The organism is Corynebacterium antarcticum, from assembly GCF_016595285.2.
Classification (GTDB): domain Bacteria; phylum Actinomycetota; class Actinomycetes; order Mycobacteriales; family Mycobacteriaceae; genus Corynebacterium; species Corynebacterium antarcticum.
Genome location: NZ_JAENIP020000003.1, coordinates 145,879 through 166,850 on the forward strand (window position 1 = coordinate 145,879; position 20,972 = coordinate 166,850).

17 protein-coding genes and 2 tRNA genes are annotated in these 20,972 nt (G+C 68.0%); 14 read left to right on the forward strand and 5 right to left on the reverse strand.

The features are described from left to right. Window positions 1-38: 38 nt before the first annotated feature. From JIM95_RS08005 to JIM95_RS08015, 3 genes are all read left to right on the forward strand, one after another. On the forward strand, window positions 39-1,085 hold the full coding sequence (locus tag JIM95_RS08005) for a nitronate monooxygenase (protein ID WP_200259771.1): 1,047 nt from the start codon (window positions 39-41) through the stop codon (window positions 1,083-1,085). Window positions 1,086-1,231: 146 nt separating this feature from the next. Next, the gene (locus tag JIM95_RS08010; RefSeq protein WP_200259774.1) at window positions 1,232-2,680 is read left to right on the forward strand and encodes a glyceraldehyde-3-phosphate dehydrogenase; all 1,449 of its coding nucleotides are present in this window, start codon (window positions 1,232-1,234) and stop codon (window positions 2,678-2,680) included. Window positions 2,681-2,809: 129 nt separating this feature from the next. Next, window positions 2,810-2,986 carry a hypothetical protein gene (locus JIM95_RS08015; RefSeq protein WP_200259777.1) on the forward strand — a complete coding sequence of 59 codons (177 nt, stop codon included), beginning with the start codon at window positions 2,810-2,812 and terminating at the stop codon, window positions 2,984-2,986. A 45-nt stretch (window positions 2,987-3,031) separates the two neighbouring features. Here the strand turns inward: JIM95_RS08015 and pth are convergent, their stop codons facing one another. From pth to JIM95_RS08040, 5 genes are all read right to left on the reverse strand, one after another. Then, entirely contained in the window at window positions 3,032-3,658 is a 627-nt protein-coding gene (gene pth / locus JIM95_RS08020) for an aminoacyl-tRNA hydrolase (RefSeq protein WP_248232440.1), read from the reverse strand. A gap of 154 nt (window positions 3,659-3,812) precedes the next feature. Further along, window positions 3,813-4,460 carry a 50S ribosomal protein L25/general stress protein Ctc gene (locus JIM95_RS08025; RefSeq protein ID WP_410170772.1) on the reverse strand — a complete coding sequence of 216 codons (648 nt, stop codon included), beginning with the start codon at window positions 4,458-4,460 and terminating at the stop codon, window positions 3,813-3,815. A gap of 270 nt (window positions 4,461-4,730) precedes the next feature. After that, window positions 4,731-5,708: a ribose-phosphate diphosphokinase gene (locus tag JIM95_RS08030; RefSeq protein WP_200259783.1), complete on the reverse strand. Its 978-nt coding sequence runs from the start codon at window positions 5,706-5,708 to the stop codon at window positions 4,731-4,733. A 2-nt stretch (window positions 5,709-5,710) separates the two neighbouring features. Beyond that, window positions 5,711-7,210, reverse strand: coding sequence for a bifunctional UDP-N-acetylglucosamine diphosphorylase/glucosamine-1-phosphate N-acetyltransferase GlmU (gene glmU / locus JIM95_RS08035; RefSeq protein WP_200259786.1), 1,500 nt, complete (start codon window positions 7,208-7,210; stop codon window positions 5,711-5,713). A 314-nt stretch (window positions 7,211-7,524) separates the two neighbouring features. Continuing rightward, window positions 7,525-7,596: transfer RNA gene (locus JIM95_RS08040), tRNA-Gln, on the reverse strand. Between the two features lie 85 nt (window positions 7,597-7,681). Between JIM95_RS08040 and JIM95_RS08045 the strand changes: the two genes are divergently transcribed. The 11 genes from JIM95_RS08045 (at window position 7,682) to JIM95_RS08095 (ending at window position 20,769) form a co-directional block, all read left to right on the forward strand. Beyond that, window positions 7,682-8,380 (forward strand): TetR/AcrR family transcriptional regulator, encoded by a 699-nt coding sequence (locus JIM95_RS08045; RefSeq protein WP_200259789.1) that lies wholly within the window; start codon window positions 7,682-7,684, stop codon window positions 8,378-8,380. Between the two features lie 69 nt (window positions 8,381-8,449). Then, window positions 8,450-12,133 (forward strand): transcription-repair coupling factor, encoded by a 3,684-nt coding sequence (gene mfd / locus JIM95_RS08050; protein ID WP_200259792.1) that lies wholly within the window; start codon window positions 8,450-8,452, stop codon window positions 12,131-12,133. 22 nt (window positions 12,134-12,155) lie between these two features. Next, complete coding sequence (locus tag JIM95_RS08055; protein ID WP_200259795.1) at window positions 12,156-12,785, forward strand: MazG nucleotide pyrophosphohydrolase domain-containing protein; 630 nt, start codon at window positions 12,156-12,158, stop codon at window positions 12,783-12,785. A 356-nt stretch (window positions 12,786-13,141) separates the two neighbouring features. Continuing rightward, window positions 13,142-13,930, forward strand: coding sequence for a lytic transglycosylase domain-containing protein (locus tag JIM95_RS08060; protein WP_200259798.1), 789 nt, complete (start codon window positions 13,142-13,144; stop codon window positions 13,928-13,930). A 247-nt stretch (window positions 13,931-14,177) separates the two neighbouring features. Further along, window positions 14,178-15,455 carry a phosphopyruvate hydratase gene (gene eno / locus JIM95_RS08065; RefSeq protein ID WP_200259801.1) on the forward strand — a complete coding sequence of 426 codons (1,278 nt, stop codon included), beginning with the start codon at window positions 14,178-14,180 and terminating at the stop codon, window positions 15,453-15,455. Between the two features lie 115 nt (window positions 15,456-15,570). Further along, the gene (locus JIM95_RS08070; protein WP_234034673.1) at window positions 15,571-16,179 is read left to right on the forward strand and encodes a septum formation initiator family protein; all 609 of its coding nucleotides are present in this window, start codon (window positions 15,571-15,573) and stop codon (window positions 16,177-16,179) included. A gap of 47 nt (window positions 16,180-16,226) precedes the next feature. Beyond that, window positions 16,227-16,784, forward strand: a complete 558-nt coding sequence (locus JIM95_RS08075) for a DUF501 domain-containing protein (RefSeq protein WP_200259804.1) — start codon at window positions 16,227-16,229, stop codon at window positions 16,782-16,784. Then, window positions 16,781-17,740 carry a Ppx/GppA phosphatase family protein gene (locus tag JIM95_RS08080; protein WP_200259807.1) on the forward strand — a complete coding sequence of 320 codons (960 nt, stop codon included), beginning with the start codon at window positions 16,781-16,783 and terminating at the stop codon, window positions 17,738-17,740. Before JIM95_RS08075 ends, JIM95_RS08080 begins: the two co-directional genes overlap by 4 nt. Window positions 17,741-17,788: 48 nt before the next feature. Continuing rightward, window positions 17,789-17,865, forward strand: a tRNA-Leu gene (locus JIM95_RS08085). Between the two features lie 730 nt (window positions 17,866-18,595). Then, the gene (locus tag JIM95_RS08090) at window positions 18,596-19,768 is read left to right on the forward strand and encodes a helix-turn-helix domain-containing protein (protein ID WP_200259810.1); all 1,173 of its coding nucleotides are present in this window, start codon (window positions 18,596-18,598) and stop codon (window positions 19,766-19,768) included. Window positions 19,769-19,938: 170 nt separating this feature from the next. Next, window positions 19,939-20,769: a Bax inhibitor-1/YccA family protein gene (locus tag JIM95_RS08095; RefSeq protein WP_200259813.1), complete on the forward strand. Its 831-nt coding sequence runs from the start codon at window positions 19,939-19,941 to the stop codon at window positions 20,767-20,769. Window positions 20,770-20,972 lie beyond the last annotated feature (203 nt).

The window sequence follows — 20,972 nt, forward strand, 5'->3', positions numbered from 1 at the left end:
GGGTACGCCATCAGCTGCCTCCCGTTAGCCTGGGCGCCATGAGCATCGTCCACGACCTCACCTGCCCGGTCATCGCCGCCCCCATGGCCGGGGGCCCGTCCACGCCCGCGCTCGTCGACGCCGCGGAGGCGGTGGGGTCACTCGGGTTCCTCGCCGGCGGGTATCTGGGGGCGGAGGACCTGGTGGAGCAGACGGAGGCGATCCGCGCCACCCGGTTCGGAGTGAACCTCTTCTATCCGCAGGCCGCTCCCGACGTCGCCGATCTCGCCGCCGTCGCGGACCACGCGCGGGGACTGGCACCCCGGATGCGTCGACTGGGTCTTGACCCGGGAAAGGTCCCCGGGTGGCTGGCCGTCGCGGACCCGGCGGACCGTTTCGCCGCGAAGTTCGATGCGGTGTGCGGTGCGGATCAGCGGCGGAGGCCCGCCGTGGTGTCGTGCACCTTCGGCCTGTTCACCGCGCGGGAGATCGACCGGCTCCACGGGGCAGGGATCGAGGCCTGGGCCACCGTCGCCGATGTTCCGGACGCGCGGGATGCGGTGGACAGGGGAATCGACACGTTGATCGTCCAGGGGCCCGGTGCCGGTGGACACCGTGCCACCCGCACCGTCGCCGAGGAACCCGGTACGGAGCCGCTCCCGGAGCTCGTGGCCGCCGTGCACCGGGTCGTCGACGGCGCGGTACCGCTCGTCGCCGCCGGTGGGCTGTCGGACCCCGTCTCGGTCGCGGAGGCACTCGAACTGCCCGGTGTCACCGCGGTCGCGTGTGGCACGGCGCTGCTGCTCTCGGACGAGGCCGGCACCGCGCCGGTGCACCGTGCCGCACTCGCCGGTGCTCCCCGCACCGTCGTCACCCGGGCGTACTCCGGGCGTCCCGCAAGGGCAGTGGCCACCCCGTTCACCGAGGGCCCCGGTGCCGCTGCCCCGGCGGTCTACCCGGCGGTCAACGCCGTCATGCGGCCGATCCGGGCCGCCGCCGGGTGTGGTGGGGAACCGGAGCTGTTCGCGGCCTGGGCCGGGACCGGGGTCGCCCACGTGGAAGGTGGTTCCGCGACCGATGTGCTGCGTCGGCTCGCCGGTCTCTGACGCTTCAGGGTGACTGCCCCCCGGGGGTGAAGAAAACGGACACGTCGAGCGGGAAATTGGATACCGTGGTGTTGGTATGTCCCGTTGCGTTCATACACCCCTGATCCAGCGTCGCCGACCCGCCTGAAAGAGGAAGTCACACACCCATGACGGACCTGACCGCCACCCACCGGAACTTCAATGAACGGCTCGCACTCGCGGAGGAGATGGTGCCGCTGCTCGGCCGGTTGCACCGGGAACACAACGTGGTCACCTCGATCTACGGTCGGCTGCTCGAGAACGTCACCGCGATCGACATCGTGAAGTCGCACCGGTTCGCCCGCCGGATCACGGAACAGGAGATGTCCCTCGCCGCGACCCTGCCCATCGTCAGGGAACTCGTGGAGATGGACCTGGGTACCGCATCGATCGACATCGGCCGCCTGGCCACCCGCTTCCGGGAGCAGGGGGGTGATCTCAGGGCCTTCCTCGAGGAGGAACTCGCCGAGGTCATCGGCACCGCCGAGAAGACCCCCGAGACGGACGTCGTGCTCTACGGCTTCGGCCGCATCGGTCGCCTCCTTGCCCGTATCCTCGTCGCCCGCGAGGGGCGTGGACTCGGGGTCCGGCTCCGGGCTGTGGTCGTCCGGAAGAACGGCGACATCGATCTGGAGAAGCGTGCCTCCCTGCTGCGGCGTGATTCCGTCCACGGACAGTTCGACGGAACCATCAGCATCGACCGGGAGAAGAACATCATCTGGGCGAACGGCACGCCCATTCAGGTGATCTACTCCTCGGATCCGGCCAGCGTCGATTACACGGAGTACGGCATCGACGACGCCGTCGTCGTCGACAACACCGGCCGCTGGCGCGATCGCGCGGGTCTGGAGCAGCACCTGAAGTCGAAGGGTGTGTCCCGCGTCCTGCTGACCGCCCCGGGCAAGGGCGACCTGAAGAACATCGTCTACGGGATCAACCACTGTGACATCGAGGACTCCGACCGGATCCTCTCCGCGGCGAGCTGTACCACCAACGCGATCACCCCGGTGCTGAAGGCGGTCAACGACCGTTTCGGGGTGCGTTTCGGTCACGTGGAGACGGTCCACTCGTTCACCAACGACCAGAACCTCATCGACAACTTCCACACCGGTGAGCGCCGGGGCCGGGCCGCGACGCTGAATATGGTGCTCACCGAGACTGGTGCCGCGAAGGCCGTGGCCAAGGCGCTTCCCGAACTCGGCGGCAAGCTCACCGGTAACGCGATCCGGGTGCCCACCCCGGACGTGTCGATGGCGGTGCTGAACCTGACCCTGGACACGGAGACCACCGTCGACGAGGTGAACACCTACCTGCGGGACGTGTCCCTGAAGTCCGTGCTGCGCCAGCAGATCGGGTACATCAAGTCCCCGGAGGTCGTCTCGACTGACTTCGTCGGTACGACGCAGGCCGGCATCGTCGACGGGTTGGCCACCATCGCGCAGGGCAATCACCTCGTGCTCTACGTCTGGTACGACAACGAGTTCGGCTACTCCAGTCAGGTCGTCCGGATCGTCGAGGAGATCGCGCACGCCCGCCCGATCGTCCTGCCGCGTCGTCGGGGGATCGACGAACTCTGACGCACTCTTCCCCCACAGACCCGCCCCGTGATCCTATCCGGGGCGGGTTCCGCCCTTTCCGGGGGTGATATGCGCCCGTGTTCGCCGCGGGAAGTGTCAACGGCGGGGGACGGTAATAGGCTCGGTCACGTGGACATGATGAAGATGCGGCGGAAGGCCGCCAAAGGGGGGAAGAAGAAGTGCTGCCGGTCCCGGCAGCGCTGCAAGCTGTGTCCCGTGGTTCTGAAACGCCTGGAGAAGACCCACGCCTTCGACCTCGATGACGCCGCCCTGGAGAAGGTCTGGGCCAAGGCGCGCATCCGCTGATCCCGGTGCACCGTCACCCGGGGCCGATCGGGGACTCCTCCTCCGTCATCGGGCGTGGATCGTGTTCTGCGCGATCGCCAGGCCGGATCCCGCTATCAGTTCCACCCCGTCCGCGGCATCCGCGCACTGGATCGCCAGTTCGGCGCACACCGACTGCGGGATGGGGCGCAGCACGTAGTCCGCGGGATCCATCCGCCCCGGGGGGCGTCCGATGCCCATGCGGATGCGGATGTAGTCCCTGGTGCCCAGCGACTTGCTGGTCGACTTCAACCCGTTGTGGCCGTTCTCCCCACCGCCGAGCTTGAGCCGGACGACACCGGGCTCGAGATCCAGTTCATCGTGGATGACCACGATGTCCGCCGGCTCCACGCCGAAATACGAGGCGAGTGCCTTGACCGGGCCGCCCGAGAGATTCATGAAGCTGCGCGGCTTCGCCAGGATCACGGGACGCCCGCTGATCCGGATCTGTGCGATCTCGGCGTTCGAGCGCTTGTGCACGCTGAAGGTCGCGGGCATCGGGGTCGCCCGCTCCGCGAGCTCGTCGACGACCATGAAGCCGACGTTGTGCCGGGTGGCCGCGTACTTCGGACCGGGATTACCCAGCCCGACGACGAGCAGTGGGCCGGTGGGGGATCCGGGGTTGTTCCGGGGGATGGTGTCAGGTGAACTCACGCCGAACATTGTCGCACACACGGACCGGGGCTCACGGACACCCCGTGCACAGCGGAAAACCCGCCCCGGCGGGCACCCGACCACGTGTGCGGTCGGGCTGCCCCGGAGCGGGTGTTCAGTCGGGCGGGTGGTTCAACCCGTCCGTGACAGGAGACTACTCGCTGTCGTTGGTCGGGCCCTCTTCGGTGGCCTCGACCGACTCGCCCTCGGCGTCGCCCTCGCCCTCTTCGCCCTCGGGCTCCGGCAGTTCCTCTTCCTCGGGCTCGACGATGTTGATGATCAGCGTCTCGGGATCGGAGACCAGCGTGATGCCCTCCTCCAGCTTGACGTCGGCGGCGGTGATCTGGGTACCGATCTCCAGACCCTCGATGTCGATCTCGAACTCTTCCGGAATGGAGAGCACGGGAGCCTCGACGGCGAGGACGTCGGCGTCCTGGATGACCATGGCGCCCGGAGCCGGCTCACCGGTGTGGACGACCGGGACCTCGACCTCGATCTTCTCGCCGCGGGAGATGGCGAGGAGATCGACGTGGTCGATGTTGAAGGTCAGGACGTTCTGGTCGAGGTGCTTGACGATGGCGAGCTGCTTCTCGCCCTCGATGTCGACGTCGACGACGGCGTTGACGCCGTGGTTGCGGATGATCGCGGTGAAGTCGAGACGGTCGACGGTGACGTGCAGCGGCTCATCGATGGACTTGCTGTAGATCACGACGGGGATCAGGCCGTCGCGGCGGGCACGGCGCGCCGCGCCCTTGCCGAACTCGGTACGGGGTGCTGCTTCGAGCGGGATAGCCTTGTTGATGGCCATGGTGTTTCTCCTGGGCGTTGGTTGGACAGTTATGTGTGGTCCCGGACGCAGACACAACAAAAGCCTGCGGGACCCGGGTTCTCGTCGAGTCATCGCAGGCTGTCCGTCCTCCGCGTGCGGAGGTGGGGCGCTTCATGCGTCACATCGCGTCGATAACGGCTGATCCGTGGGATCGGCCCTCGCCGAGACGCTGATGACAGTACCACGCCCCCGGAACCGGACACAATGTGCCGCGGCGCGGGGGCGTGGCCGGTGGCGGGTGGATCAGGCCTGGCCCTCGAAGAGGGTGGTCACCGATCCGTTCTCGAAGATCTCGTGGATCGTCTTCGCCAGCAGCGGCGCGATGGACAGCACCGTGAGGTTGTCCCAGCCGTCCGTGTTCTGGGGCAGCGTGTCGGTCGCGATGACCTCACGGGCACCGCAGCGGGACAGTCGCTCGCGGGCGGGGCCGGAGAACACGCCGTGCGTGGTGGCGATGATGACGTCGCCCGCACCGGCCTCGCGAAGGACCCCGACCGCGCCGGAGATCGTTCCACCGGTGTCGATCATGTCGTCCAGCAGCACGCAGGTGCGGCCGGCGACGTCACCGACGACACGGTTGGCGGTGACCTGGTTGGCGACGTCGACGCTGCGGGTCTTGTGGACGAACGCCATCGGCGCACCGCCCAGGGTGTTGGCCCACTTCTCGGCGACCTTCACGCGACCGGCGTCGGGGGAGACGACGCAGATGTTCTCCAGGCTGTAGTTCTTCTTGATGTGCTCGGTCAGGATGGGCATGGCGTGCATGTGGTCGACCGGCCCGTCGAAGAATCCCTGGATCTGGTCGGTGTGCAGGTCCACGGAGACGATCCGGTCCGCGCCCGCGGCCTTGAGCATGTCGGCGACAAGTCGGGCGGAGATCGGCTCGCGGCCGCGGTGCTTCTTGTCCTGCCGGGCGTACGGGTAGAACGGCAGAATCGCGGTGATCCGCTTCGCCGAGCCGCGCTTCAGCGCGTCGATCATGATGAGCTGTTCCATCAGCCACTTGTTCAGCGGCTGGGTGTGCGACTGCAGCACGAAGGCGTCGCAGCCACGGACGGACTCCTCGAAACGGACGAAGATCTCGCCGTTGGCGAAGTCCCGGGCGGTGGTGGGGGTCAGCTGGACGCCGAGCTCCCGCGCCACGGCCTCGCCGAGCGCCGGGTTTCCCCGCCCGCTGAACAGCATGAGGTTCTTCTGGTTGTCGATCCACTGGGCAGACATGTCTATTCTGCTTCGCCTTCCTGATTGTTGACGCTGAGCTGCGCTGCTGCGCGTTCGGCGGCGTCCGCTGCCGGGGTGCCGGGCCGTTTGCGCCGTACCCAACCCTCGATGTTGCGCTGATGGCCGCCGGAGACGGCCAGTGCCCCGGGCGGGACGTCATCCTTGATCACTGTACCCGCCCCGGAGTAGGCTCCGTCACCCACGGTCACGGGGGCGATGAACATCGTGTCACTGCCGGTGCGCACGTGGCTGCCGATCGTGGTGTGGTGTTTGTTGACACCGTCGTAGTTGACGAAGACGCTGGACGCGCCGATGTTCGATTCCTCGCCGATCGTCGCGTCCCCCACGTAGGTGAGGTGCGGCACCTTCGACCCGCGACCGATCGTCGCGTTCTTCGCCTCCACGAAGCCGCCGAGCTTGCCCTCCTCGCCCAGGGACGTCCCCGGCCGGATGAACGTGAAGGGCCCGACCGTGGCCCGCGGGCCGATCTCCGATTCGGAACCGTGGGTGCGGATGACGGAGGCGCCCTCGCCGACCACCATGTCGGTCAGGGTGGTGTCGGGGCCGATGGTGCAGTTGTCGCCGATCACCGTCCGACCGCGCAGCTGGGTGCCGGGTTCGATGACGACGTCCCGGCCGATCCGCACGTCGACGTCGATGAAGGTCGAGGCCGGGTCGACGATCGTCGCACCCCCGCGCATCGCAGCCTCACACAGCCGCCGGTTGAACTCGGCACCGATGGCCGCGAGCTGCACCCGGTCGTTGACGCCGGCGATGATGGACGCATCGTCCAGGCGGTGTCCCCGCACGGAACGGTCGTTGTCCCGGGCGATGCCGATGACGTCGGTGAGGTAGAACTCGCCCTGCGCGTTGTCGGTGTCCAGCTGCGTGACCGCGCTGCGCAGGAGCTCCGCGTCGAAGGCGTAGACGCCGGAGTTGATCTCGGTGATCTCGAGCTCGTCCGCGGTACCGTCCTTCTGCTCCACGATCCGGGTGACCTCCCCGTCCGGGGTCCGCACGATACGGCCGTACCCCGTCGGGTCGTCGACGGTCGCGGTGAGGACGGTGACCGCGGCCCGCGGCTTCGTGTTGTGTTCCTCGACCAGGGCGCGCAGGGTCTCCGAGTTGATCATCGGCACATCGGAGGTGGTGACCACGACGGTGCCGGTGAAGTCGGGGGAGAGCTCCTCCAGGCCGCAGGCGACGGCGTGTCCGGTGCCGTTCTGCTCCTCCTGGCGGGCGATCCCGAGGGATGTGGTGCCGTAGGCCGCCTCGAGGGCGGGAAGCTCCTCCGCCACCTCCGGAATGACCTTGTCCCGCTGATGCCCGACGACCGTGATGATGCCGGCCGGCCGCAACCCCGCAGCCGCGTGCAGGGCGTGGGCGAGCATGGTGCGCCCGGCGACGCGGTGCAGCATCTTCGGTGTCGAGGACTTCATCCTGGTGCCGGCTCCGGCGGCGAGGATGATGACGGCCACATCGTCAGAGGGGATCTCTGTCATGGGGGCTCCGATCATGGGGTGTGAAAGACGGATTTGTTCACCCCCACGCTACCGGAGCTCCTGAGATTTACCCCGGTGCGGGTCAGTGCACTCCGTATGGCCCGGCGGTCACGGACGGCCGAACAGAGGGGAAACGGCCGGGGAATGTCGCCGGCCGGGGAAGGATGCGGAGTCGTCCGGGGGTACCGGCGGGCACAACGGGGACGGCGCCGGGATCCGTGTCCCGGTGGCCTCCGGAACCGGGCTTCGGGAGGGCCCCGACAGGGCCGGGGCAGAGCCCCGCGCCCGGGTTGTCCACGGGGTGAAAGGAGGAGCTTCCCCGCCAGGACTCGAACCTGGAAAGCTGGTACCAAAAACCAGAGTGTTGCCAATTACACCACGGGGAAACGCCGCTCATAAGTTCGCGGCGCTTGAGACTCTACCGTACGGGAGAGCGGTCTCTCGATTCGGTGGGGCGGTAGGATCATCACCATGGTGAGGCAGCGGATGACCGGCAAGCAGCGTCGTGAGCAGTTGATCAAGGTCGGTCGGGAAGTGTTCGCCGAACGTGGTTTCGAGGCCACCAGCGTCGAGGAGATCGCGGCCCGTGCGGGGGTGTCCAAGCCGGTGGTCTACGAGCATTTCGGGGGCAAGGAGGGGCTGTACGCCGTCGTCGTCGACCGCGAGATGCTGCGGCTGGAGGCCCTGATCACGGGATCGCTGTCCACGGGTCGATCACGGGAGCGCATCGAGCGCGTCGTACTCGCGCTCTTCAGTTACGTGGAGGAGCACACCGACGGATTCCAGATCCTCGTCCGCGACCTGACCCCCGGGGCCGAACGCAGTTACTCCACCATGCTCAACGACGCCGTGGGGCAGGTCGCGCACATCCTGGCGCACGCATTCACCCGGTCGGGGCTCAACCCGGACTACGCGGTGCTGTACGGTCAGGCGCTGGTGGGTATGGTCTCGACGACCGCCCAGTGGTGGCTGGACGTCCGGGAACCGCCCAAGGAGGAGGTCGCCGCGCACATCGTCAACCTCTGCTGGAATGGTCTGGCGGGGATGGAGGCCGTGCCCCGGCTGCGCACGATGGGAACCTCGGACGATGCCGCGGAGACCGGGGACGCGGGCACGACGGGGGAATCCGGCGGTGCCGTGGATCCCGGGGACCCGCAGTCCGGTAGCTAGTCCGGCGCGTCCACCGGCAATCATCAACGACGGGGCCAGACGCCCCGGAATGTCACGTCAGGAGTCATTTTGCCCGAAAAACCGTCCGCGTCGACACCTGCGCTCGCCGGCCTGCTCAAGGTCGCCGCGACCGACCCGAAGCTCAAGGGACTGGTCGGCCAGGTGGGGGAATCCCGTCTGCGCGTGACGGGAATCGACCAGGTCCGGCCCTGGATGATCGGGACCCTCGCGCACCACGCACCGCTGCTGGTCGTCACCGCCACCGGCCGGGAGGCGGAGGACCTCACCGCGGAGCTCAGCGCGATGCTGGGGGAGCGGGTCGCGTGGTTCCCGTCCTGGGAGACGCTGCCGCACGAACGGCTGAGCCCCGGGGTGGACACCGTCGGACGTCGGGCGAAGGTCCTGCACGATCTTTCCGCGGGACGCCTGCGTGTCGTCGTGACCGCGGCGCGCGGCTTCTGCCAGCCCGTGCTCGAGACCGCCGCCGGCCGCGATCCGGTGGTCCTCGCCGAGGAACGCGAGTACGACTTCGACACCCTCGTCCGCGACCTGGTGAGCCGTGCGTACCGGCACGTGGACATGGTCGCGCGGCGCGGCGAGTTCGCGACCCGCGGTGGCATCATCGACATCTTCCCCACCACACTGAACTACCCGGTGCGCGTGGAGTTCTGGGGTGACGAGATCACCGACGTCCGCCAGTTCTCCGTCGCGGACCAGCGCACGATCCCCGAACTCGAGGTCGGGGAGGTGGAGATCTACCCCTGCCGCGAGCTGCTCGTCGACGACGCGGTCTCCGACCGGGCCCGGAAACTCGCGGTCAGCCACCCGGGCAACGCCACCCTGGTCGAACTGCTCACCACACTCGGTGAGGGACAGCCCGCCGACGGGATGGAGGCACTGATCCCGGTTCTCACCGACACCCCCCTGGTCAGTCTCCCCGAACTGATGCCCGAGGGCACCCACATCCTCGCCTGTGCCCCGGAGAAGATCCGGACGCGCATCGACGACCTGATCACCACCGACGACGAATTCCTCGCCGCAGGCTGGGAGGCCGCCGCCATGGGGGCGACCGGCCCCGTCGCCGCCGAGGGCCTCGACCTGTCCGCCGGGTCCTACCGCTCCTGGGAGTCGCTCGAGGTCTCCGCCCGCGCCGTCGGATCCCCGTGGTGGACGTTCGGTCCGGCCGGAATGCTCGGGGACGCCGCCGAATCGGAGACACTCCCGCTCGATTTCGCCCCCGGCCCGACACCGCGCGGGGACCTGAAGGAGATCGACGCCATGATGGCGCTGCTCCTCGAGCACACCCGCGCCGGGGGACGGGCGGCGTTCATCGCGCCGGGCGCCGGACCGGTCAAACGGATGACCGAGAGGTTCCGGGAGAAGGGGATCCCCACCCACGTGGCGACGCCGGGGTGGGAGCCGTCCCCGGGCGAGGTCACCCTCTACCGGGCCCTGAGCCACGCGGGCCTGGTGTTCCCGAAGGTCCGTAAACTGAGGGACACGGCAGCCCTCCCGCTGGTCGTGATCACAGAGACCGACCTGACGGGCAACCGCGTCGGTGACATCGCCGGCGCCAAACGGCGTCCGGCGAAGCGACGCAACAAGGTCGATCCGCTGGCGCTGAAGCCCGGGGACCTCGTCGTCCACGAGTCCCACGGCATCGGCCGTTTCGTGGAGATGACGGAACGGACCATCACCACGGGCGACGGCACATCCCGCCGGGAGTACCTGGTCATCGAGTACGCGCCGTCACGGCGCGGTGGGCCGGGCGATCAGCTCTACGTCCCGATGGACGCCCTCGACCTGCTCTCCCGCTACGTCGGCGGGGAGAAACCCGCCCTGTCGAAGATGGGCGGCTCGGACTGGAAGAACACCAAGAAGAAGGCCCGGTCCGCCGTCCGGGAGATCGCCGGTGAGCTCATCGAGCTCTACGCGAAGCGGCAGGGCTCCCCGGGGCACCCGTTCGCGCCCGACAGCCCCTGGCAGCGGGAGATGGAGGACAACTTCCCCTACGTCGAGACCGAGGACCAGATGCTCGCGATCGACGCGGTCAAGGAGGACATGGAGAAGCCCGTGCCCATGGACCGGGTCGTCGTCGGAGACGTCGGCTACGGCAAGACCGAGGTCGCCGTCAGGGCGGCGTTCAAGGCGGTGCAGGACGGGCGTCAGGTCGCGGTCCTCGTCCCCACGACACTGCTCGCCCAGCAACACCTGGCGACCTTCACCGAGCGGATGGACGGTTTCCCCGTCACCGTCGAGGGACTGTCGCGGTTCACCTCCGGCGCCGACTCGAAGCGGATCCTCCGGGGGCTGAAGGACGGGACGATCGACATCGTCATCGGCACCCACCGCCTGCTCCAGACGGGCGTGGGCTGGAAGAACCTCGGGCTCGTCATCGTCGACGAGGAACAGCGTTTCGGTGTGGAGCACAAGGAACACATCAAGGCACTGCGCACCCACGTCGACGTGCTGACGATGTCGGCGACCCCGATCCCGAGGACCCTGGAGATGTCGATGGCCGGGATCCGGGAGATGTCGACGATCCTCACCCCGCCCGAGGACCGGCACCCCGTGCTCACCTACGTCGGCGCGCAGGAGGACAAGCAGATCGCCGCGGCGATCCGCCGCGAGCTGCTGCGCGACGGCCAGGTGTTCTACGTGCACAACAAGGTCAAGACCATCGAGAAGCGTGCCGCGCAGCTGCGCGAGCTGATCCCGGAGGCGAGGGTCGTCGTCGCCCACGGGCAGATGGCCGAGGAGCAGCTGGAGCAGACCGTCCAGGGCTTCTGGGACCGCGAGTACGACGTGCTGGTGTGCACCACCATCGTCGAGACCGGTCTCGACATCGCCAACGCCAACACCCTCATCGTCGAGAACGCCCACCACATGGGACTGAGTCAGCTGCACCAGCTCCGCGGTCGGGTCGGACGTTCCCGGGAGCGGGGCTACGCGTACTTCCTCTACCCGAAGGGGCAGATGCTCACCGAGACCTCCTACGACCGGCTGACGACGATCGCGCAGAACAACGATCTCGGCGCCGGTATGGCCGTCGCCATGAAGGATCTGGAGATGCGCGGCGCGGGCAACGTGCTCGGCGCGGAGCAGTCCGGACACATCGCCGGCGTCGGCTTCGACCTCTACGTCCGGCTCGTCGGCGAGGCCGTCGAGATGTACCGCGCGATCGCCGACGGTAAGCCGTTGGACGCGACGGACAAGGCGCCGAAGGAGATCCGGGTCGATCTCCCCGTCGACGCGCACATCCCGGAGAACTACATCAACTCCGAGCGGCTGCGCCTCGAGGTCTACCGGAAGCTCGCCCAGTCCCAGTCGGAGACGGACCTGCGGCTCGCGGTGGATGAGATGGAGGACCGTTACGGCCCCGTTCCCGTCGAGGTCGAGCGATTGCTGTCCGTCGCACGGCTGAGGCACCAGTGCCGCGCCGCGGGAATCACCGACATCGGGGTCCAAGGCACCCGGATCAAGGTGCACCCGGTCGACCTGCCGGACTCGAAGCAGGTCCGGCTGAAACGCCTCTACCCGGGATCGAACTACCGGGCCGCGGCGAAGGCCATCCAGCTGAGCTTCCCGAAGGCCGGCAAAAAGGTCACCGATCCGCCGCTGCGCGACGTGGCCCTCATCCAGTGGTGCGCGGACTTCCTCTCCGCGATGTTCGACGTGCCGCCCCTGGACGTTACCGGCGGCAAGGCGGGTACGGGCGGCCGGAAACCCGGGATCGTCTCGATCGGGGGCTGATTCGCGCCGCTACGATGTCCGCATGACGGTTCTGCTGCTCGACTCCGCATCACCCACACTGGTTCCGGCGGAGGTGATCACCGCCGCCGCTGAGGCGGGGGACACCGTGGCATTCGGTGAATCCGTCCCCGATTCTGTTCGGGAGCTCGTGCTCGGCCACGGCCTGCGGAGGGGAGCACCGGGGGCGGCGACGATCTGGGTGGACACCGATCCCGGTTCGCCGGAGGTCCTGCGCCGGTCGGCCGCGGGGGAGGAGGTCAGCGGGCCGGGGGCATCGGGTATCGCGGCAGCCCGGGCCGTGATGACCAGGGCACTCGACATCGGCGAGTGGGAGCGGGGCCAGGACCACGTCAGTCTGCTCCCCTATCTCCGGGAGGAGGCCGAGGAGTTCGCGGACGCCGTGCGGGCCCACGCCGAAGGTGCCGGCACCGCGGTCGAGCTCCGCGGGGAGCTGGCGGACGTGCTGCTCCAGGTGCTCTTCCACGCGGAGATCGCCGCGCTCCGGGGAGACTTCGACCTCGACGATGTCGCCGACTCCTTCACCTCGAAACTGCGTCGCAGAGCGCCCTACCTGTTCGACGGGACGCGCACCACGGTCCCCGTCGAACAGCAGGAGAATCTGTGGCAGGCCGCGAAGAACCGGGGCGGATGATCCGTTGCCCCGCCCCGGGCCCCACCGTGCGGGTCGGGAGTGCGGTCCCCGGATCGGTGCGGCACACCTCCGCGGCGGTGTCCGTCCCGGGAGAGCCCCGAGGGTGTCGAACGGTGATGTGGCCGCGGGGACGGTGAGTCAGGGGCGGTCCCGTCCGCACCGGGGGAGCTGACGGGGAGAGTGACTCCTCCGATTCTCCCCTGGCGCACATTCCCCGAGGGCCGGTGGATGCGACGGGGTCGCAACCGCGATCCGGTGGCCACCGGAACGGAGGAGGACGACCGGACGAGGCTGCCGGGGTGCGAAATACGGACGGCTGGCATCCGGGAGGGTCGGCATGGGTAGAATTCGCCGCTATGAGATCCGCAGTCCGCCGCACCTTCGTCGCCGGCCTCACCTCGGTCCTGGCCGTGGTGATGGTCGTCGCATTCGTCGGCTGGGTCCTGTCCTTCCTCGATGGTCCCAGTCCGATCAGGCAACTGCAGCCCGTACCCGACAACGTCCCTCCCGCGGTGGGGGAGGCGGTCCCGCAGATCGACGTGAACGCCCCGGGCAGGACCTCACTCAAACTCGGCTTCTGGGCTGAACCGCTCGCCGCCGACACCGGCATCCCGGTCGCCGCGGTGCAGGCGTACGGCAACGCGACCCTCATCGCCCAGCAGAGCTGGCCGGGCTGTCATCTCTCCTGGAACACCCTCGCCGGGATCGGCCAGGTCGAGACCCGCCACGGGACATATTCCGGGAAGATCTTCGGGGGCTCGCGGATCGGCGAGGCCGGGATCGTCGACCCGCCGATCATCGGCGTTCCCCTGGACGGCGGTCCCGGACTCGCCCGGGTGCCGGACACCGACGGCGGCCGGCTCGACGGAGACACCGAGTTCGACCGTGCGGTCGGTCCGATGCAGTTCATCCCCTCGTCCTGGCGGATCTACGGACGCGACGCCGACGGGGACGGCGTCGCGGACCCCCAGCAGATCGACGACGCGGCGCTCGCGGCCGCGCGGCTGCTCTGTGCGCACGACCGTGACCTCGCGACCCCGGAAGGGTGGACGCAGGCCATCCGGTCCTACAACAACTCCGCCGACTACCTGATCAAGGTCCGGGACTCCGCAGCGGCCTACGCGCTCCGCCAGCCGCCGGTGTGACGCCGGTGTGACATGGTGCCCGGATGTGTGGTCCAGCGGCGCGGCGGGAGATTTCATGGAACAATTGAAGGTGAGCGTTCCGCATGGTCGCCGACCATCAGATCCCTCCGGGACACATCTCCCTAAAACGCCCGGTTATTTCCGGTTGTGTGGGGTACTGCCCGGGTGGTGTGTTTCGGTTGAGGGCCTGTGCGGCGCCACGTAGAACGACAATCGAAGCAGCACCCAAAAGGCATAGGAGGCCACTGTGGCTGAGATCATGCACGTATTCGCCCGCGAGATCATGGATTCCCGCGGCAACCCGACCGTCGAGTGCGAGGTCGTCCTCTCCGACGGCTCCGCAGGCAAGGCGGCCGTCCCCTCCGGCGCGTCCACCGGCGTCCACGAGGCACATGAGCTGCGTGACGGCGGCGACCGTTACCAGGGCAAGGGTGTCCTCAAGGCGGTCGAGGCCGTCAACGAGACCATCGTCGACGAGCTGGCGGGCATGGAGGCCGACGATCAGCGCGAGATCGATCAGGTCATGATCGACGCCGACGGCACCGCGAACAAGTCCAAGCTCGGCGCGAACGCCATCCTCGGCGTCTCCATGGCCGTCGCACACGCCGCCGCCGATTCCGCCGGTCTCCCGCTCTTCCGCTACATCGGCGGCCCCAACGCCCACATCCTGCCCGTCCCGATGATGAACATCGTCAACGGCGGTGCCCACGCCGACTCCGGCGTCGACTGCCAGGAGTTCATGATCGCCCCCATCGGTGCCTCCAGCTTCGCTGAGGCGCTGCGCATGGGCGCCGAGGTCTACCACACCCTCAAGGGCGTCATCAAGGAGAAGGGCCTGTCCACCGGTCTGGGCGACGAGGGTGGATTCGCACCCTCCGTCGGCTCCACCGCCGAGGCCATCGACCTCATCGTCGAGGCCATCGAGAAGGCCGGCTTCACCCCGGGCGAGGACGTCGCCCTGGCCCTCGACGTCGCCGCCTCCGAGTTCTACAAGGACGGCAAGTACCACTTCGAGGGTGGCGAGCACACCGCCGAGGAGATGAGCAAGGTCTACACCGACCTCGTCGCCAAGTACCCGATCGTCTCCATCGAGGACCCGCTGGACGAGGACGACTGGGAGGGCTGGAAGGCCATCACCGCCGCGATCGGCGACAAGGTCCAGATCGTCGGCGACGACCTCTTCGTCACCAACCCGGAGCGCCTGCAGAAGGGCATCGACAATGACGTCGCCAACGCCCTGCTGGTCAAGGTGAACCAGATCGGCAGCCTCTCCGAGACCTTCGACGCCGTCGAGCTCGCCCACCGCAACGGCTACCGCTGCATGATGAGCCACCGCTCCGGTGAGACCGAGGACACCACCATCGCCGATCTCGCGGTCGCACTGTCCTGCGGCCAGATCAAGTCCGGTGCGCCGGCCCGCTCCGAGCGCGTCGCCAAGTACAACCAGCTGCTCCGCATCGAGGAGCTGCTCGGCCCGGCCGCACGCTACGCCGGCCGCTCCGCATTCCCGCGGTTCAGGAAGTAGCATCCGGCGCTGAAGCGCAGGAATAGGCCCGGACACCCCGCCAGAGGGGGATCCGGGCCTGTTCGTGTCCCGGGGCTCGCACGGCCACGCGCCCGCGCGGTAGGATCGACGGACAATGGTGAATCAAGCGCGCATGCGGCGGAAACGGGTACCCGTGACCAACCGCGGAACATCAGGACAGCGACCGGGGCGGTCGGCGGTGCCGTCACGTGCGCGCGGGAACCGTGGGCGGTTCAGCGCACTCCAGGTCGCGATCCTCATCCTCGTACTCATCCTCGTACTCGTCATGATCGCGGTCCCCGTGCGCAACTACTTCCAGCAGCGGGCGGAGATCGCCCGGCTCAGCGCGTCGATCGCCGAACGCACGGAGCGACGGGACGCCCTCGTCGACGAGATCGAGAAGTACCGCTCCGAGGCGTACATCCGCGAGCAGGCCCGGCAGCGCCTCGGCGTCATCGAGCCGGGGGAGACCCCCTTCCGCATCATTGATCCGGAGATCACCACCTCCACCGCCACCACCGGTGGCGGGGAGGACACCGCACCGACGGTGAGCGGCCCCTGGTGGGGCGTGCTGTGGAACTCGGTCGCCGACCGCGACGCCGGGGTCAGTCTCCCCGGCACCGCCCCGGACCCCGAACCGCTCGACGAGAACGCGAAGGGCAACCTGCCGACCGCGGTTCCAGCACCACCGGAGGAACAGCCCGCCCCCGCCCCCGCGGACTGACAGAATCTGACCACCCCGCAGCCCGGGGTCACAAGGAGAGAACACCAATGACAGTCAACGACGCCGACATCGCCCGGGTGACCGAACAGCTAGGCCGCGAACCCCGTGGGGTCATCGACATCGCCTACCGCTGTCCGGACGGGGAACCCGGTGTCGTCACCACCGCGCCGCGCCTGCCCGACGGGACCCCGTTCCCGACCCTCTACTACCTCACCGACCCCCGTCTCACCGCCGAGGCATCGCGCCTCGAGGTCGCGCACGTCATGAAGTGGATGAGCGACCGCCTCAAAGACGACCTGACGCTCGCCGCCGACTACGATGCGGCACATCGCCACTACCTCGAACGGCGCAACGCCCTCGAGGACCTCGGTACCGACTTCTCCGGCGGCGGGATGCCCGAGCGTGTCAAGTGCCTCCACGTCCTCATCGCCTACGCTCTCGCCGAGGGAGCGGGTCACTTCCGGCTCGGCGACGAGGCGGTGGCGCTGGCCGCCGAGCACGCTGGACTACGCGGTACCGCGATCCCGGCCGACTGGCCCACCTGCGCCGACCTCGGCATCGACATCGAACAGTTCGACTTCACCCACGCGGAGGTCCGGAAATGACCCGCCTCGCGGCGATCGACTGCGGGACCAACTCCCTCCGGCTGCTGATCTGCGAGGTCGGTGGCGGACAGACCCGGGAGATCCACCGGGCCATGGAGATCGTCCGGCTAGGCGAAGGCGTCGACGCCAACGGTGAACTGTCTCCCGCGGCTCTCGAACGAACCCGCGCGGCCCTCGAACGCTACGTCGAGATCATGGAGATCGAACGCGTGGCCGATGTCCGCATGGTGGCGACCTCCGCCACCCGCGACGCCCACAACCGCGAGGACTTCTTCCGGATGACCCGCCAGCTCCTCGGGCGGATCAAACCCGGGGCGGTCGCAGAGGTCATCAGCGGTGAAGAGGAGGCCGCACTGAGCTTCCGCGGTGCGGTCGCCGATCTGCCCCCGGAAACCGGTCCATTCTGTGTCATCGACCTCGGCGGAGGATCCACGGAGTTCGTCGTCGGGACCGTCGACGACGGCATCCTCGGCAGCCACTCCACCCAGATGGGCTGTGTCCGGGTCACCGAACGCATCATGCGCTCCAACCCGGCCACCGACACCGAGATCGAGATCGCCAGGGAGTACGTCGCGGAACGACTCGAGCAGGTCCGCGCCATCGTCCCGGTTGATAAGGCACGCACCTTCGTCGGCTGCGCGGGAACATTCACGACACTCTCCGCTCTGGCTCTGGGGCTGGAGAGCTATGACGCCAGCGCGATCCACGCCTCCGTGCTCCGCTTTGACGCGCTCAAGGTACTCACGGACCATCTCATCGCCGAGACCTCGGAGCAGCGGGCCACGAATCCGGTCATCCACCCCGGGCGTGCGGACGTCCTCGGCGGCGGTTCCGTCGTCGTCCAGGGGATCATCGATCTCGCCCGCGACGTCGCGGGAGTCGATTCCATGGTCGTCTCCGAGAAGGACATCCTCGACGGCATCGTCGCCGGCCTCGCCGGAGACCTGGACCGCTGACGGTCAGGGAAGGGAAAGCTCCACCGGTGCGTTAAACTGTGCCGGCATGCCCCTATAGCCCAATTGGCAGAGGCAGCGGACTTAAAATCCGCGCAGTGTGGGTTCGAGTCCCACTGGGGGCACCAGCGTCGGGGTATCAGAAGGCGACCATCCGAAGCGGTGGACCGTGTCGGAGGGCCGGAACGGTGACACCCGGGGAGGGGCACCGGCGTCCCCGACCGGATTCCCTCGGCCTCCGGGATTTCGTGCGGGTGTGCCGCGACCGGGAATGAGGGACGCGGGTAGTCGGGCGTCGGCAGTCCCCGGTGGCTCGCGCAGGCGGTCGGCGAGGATCCCGCGTCCGTCATTCCCGGGTCGGACGCCGGCCGGGATGTTTCGTTCCCGCGATCACCCGTCCACCGGGGTCGTCGGCAGATGATCACGGGGCGGGGGACAGGTGGCGGAGCGCACACGCTGGGCCCGGCCGCCGACCACCGGAGGGGATCCGTCCGCGGTGGACGGAGGCGGCCCTTCCATCTCCGGTGATGGCTCCGCGCGGTGTGTGCCGTGAACCCACGGGAAATGTCGCGGGTCGAATTGTTCGGTGACCATCAGGGTTGGCGCATCGGGTGCGTCGGAAAACCGCCGACGCTGCACCGGTTCCACTGCCGGGAAGTTGTGATTTTTCGCACGACTCCCCTTAATGGGGGTGGGTGATCGACTGGGGGTAGCCGAAAGAAGGATGTCTTGACCTCAACGAATGGTTGCGCTAACGGCAATTGGCAAGAGTTTTCGTTCAGGTCGGTGATGCCTTAGTGTTGCCTTACCGTTACTATCGTTTAGGTTAGCGTCGCCTAAAGATGATTGAGGTACGACATGGTTGTCTCCTACCCCCACCCGGCCCTCCTGTGGTGCCATTCGGGTTCCGCGACGATCAGAGTCGGCACCTGGAGGTGTGAACTCCCCGCCGGCGAACTCTGTTTCGCCGCAGGGCCGTCCACGGTGTCCGGCGATGGTCTGGTCATCCCGATCGTCTTTCCGAATCTGGGCATCTCCGGACCGTCCCGCCGCGTCCACCTCGGCGTGGAATGGGGCGATTTCATGGTCTACGAATTCTCCCGGTCGCTGGGCTACCTCCGTGGCGCCCGGACACTCTCGCCGGAGATCGCCAGACTTTTCGATGACCCCGCCGCCCCACCGCCGGCCCCCGAGGCCGAGGAGGCCAACGCCGTGGCCGAGCGGCTGCGCGTCAACCCCGGTGACCAGACCTCACTCGAGGACTTCGCCGAGCAGCACCGGGTGTCCGCCCGGACGCTGCAGCGGCAGTTCCTCGCATCCACCGGGATGACCTTCTCAGAGTGGCGCACCGCCTACCGGGTGTCCTCGGCCGCGGAACTCCTCGCACGGGACTTCTCCGTCGCGGTCGTCGCGAATCTCGTCGGCTTCGCCGCCACCTCATCACTGACCCGTGCCTTCCGCCGGCACACCGGCTGCACGCCGTCCGCCTACACCCCCGGTTCCGTCGGAATGGCTCCCGCGGGAACGCCTCCCGAGATCCCCTCGTCGAGCACTTGGCACCGGTCCACCGGCTCCGATGTGGTCCTGTGGGTCTACCGGGGAACCGCGACGTTGACCACCCCGGGCTACTGCCGTTTCCTCGGAAACGGGGACAGTGCGACGATTCCCGCGGGCACGAACACCCGACTGGACATCGCCGCCGGATCGATCGCCCTGCCGATGAGCGCGGACACCGACCTGGATGCCACTCCCGGTCTCGCGGACGTCGTGGACTGCTACCGCAGCGCCCTCGGAGTGGTCACCCGCACCGACACCGCCTCCGCACCATCGGTGTTCACCTTCACACAGAAGATGGATGAGGCGCGGAAGCTCCTGCGGGCGGGCCTGCGCCCCAAGGACGTGTCGCAGACGGTCGGGTACCGTTCCACGGCGGCGTTCTCCCGGGCTTTCAAGGGGATGCACGGCATCTCCCCGCGGGACTTCCAGAACGAGCAGTTCACCGAGATCGCCGGTGGTTCGGCCGTCGGGTAGGGCACCAGATCCTGGAGTGCAGTGAAGCCGGGGGAGTCGGCCGTTGGCCCGTTCCCCGGCTTTACCTTTTCTTTACCCGCTCCCGGGAACTTTCAGGTCGGAAGCAGCGTTGTAAGGAATGTAAACGTCTTCAGGACAGATCCAGGACAACAGAAAGGACCAGGGACGACGTGCGTAGTAGCAACCCTGTTCTCAGTTCACTGACGGGCAATCGGAACCAGCCCCAGCAGAACCCCTACCAGACGGGCTACCCGCAGGCCGGATACCAGGACCCGTACCTCGCCCAGCAGGGTGGTGCCCCCGAGGCCCAGCGCCCGATCACGGTGGACGACATCGTCACCAAGACCGGTATCGTGCTGGGGATCATCGTCGCGCTGGCGGTGGTCAACTTCTTCATCGGAGCGATGGTCAATCCCGGCCTCGCCATGCTGCTCACCATCGTCGGAGCGATCGGCGGACTCATCACCGTCCTCATCTTCTCGTTCGGAAAGAAGTACGGCTCCGCCCCGATCGCCCTGACCTACGCCGCCTTCGAGGGACTGTTCGTCGGTGGGATCTCCCTGATGTTCTCCGGTGTGCTCGTCGGTGGCGCCAACGCCGGAGCCCTCATCGGCCAGGCGGTGCTCGGCACGGTGGGTGTGTTCCTCGGCATGCTGTACGTCTACAAGTCCGGCGCCGTGAAGGTCACCCCGAAGTTCACCCGCATCCTGGTCGGCTGCATGGTCGGTGTCCTCATCCTCATCGTGGGCAACATGCTGATGTCGATGTTCACCTCCTTCAACGTCCTGCGTGACGGTGGTCCGATCGCGATCATCTTCTCGCTGGTGTGCATCGTCCTCGCCGCCATGAGCTTCCTCGTCGACTTCGACTCCGCGGACAAGCTCGTCCGTGCCGGTGCTCCCGCGAACATGGCCTGGGGCGTCGCCCTCGGCCTCGCGGTCACCCTGGTCTGGCTCTACACCGAGATCCTGCGTCTGCTGAGCTACTTCAACAACCGCTGACCGGGTATCACCCGGACGAACCGGCGGACCGAGAACCCCGGTAGCCCCCGCACTGACAGCGGGCGGCTGCCGGGGTTCTTCCGTATCTGGTGGAGGGGGCTCCGCGCGATCATCCCGTGCATCCCGTCGTCCGGTGGAGCGTCGGTGGGCGGGCAGAAAGAAACCCGGCGACCGGTGAAAACTGGAACCGGTTGCCGGGTGGG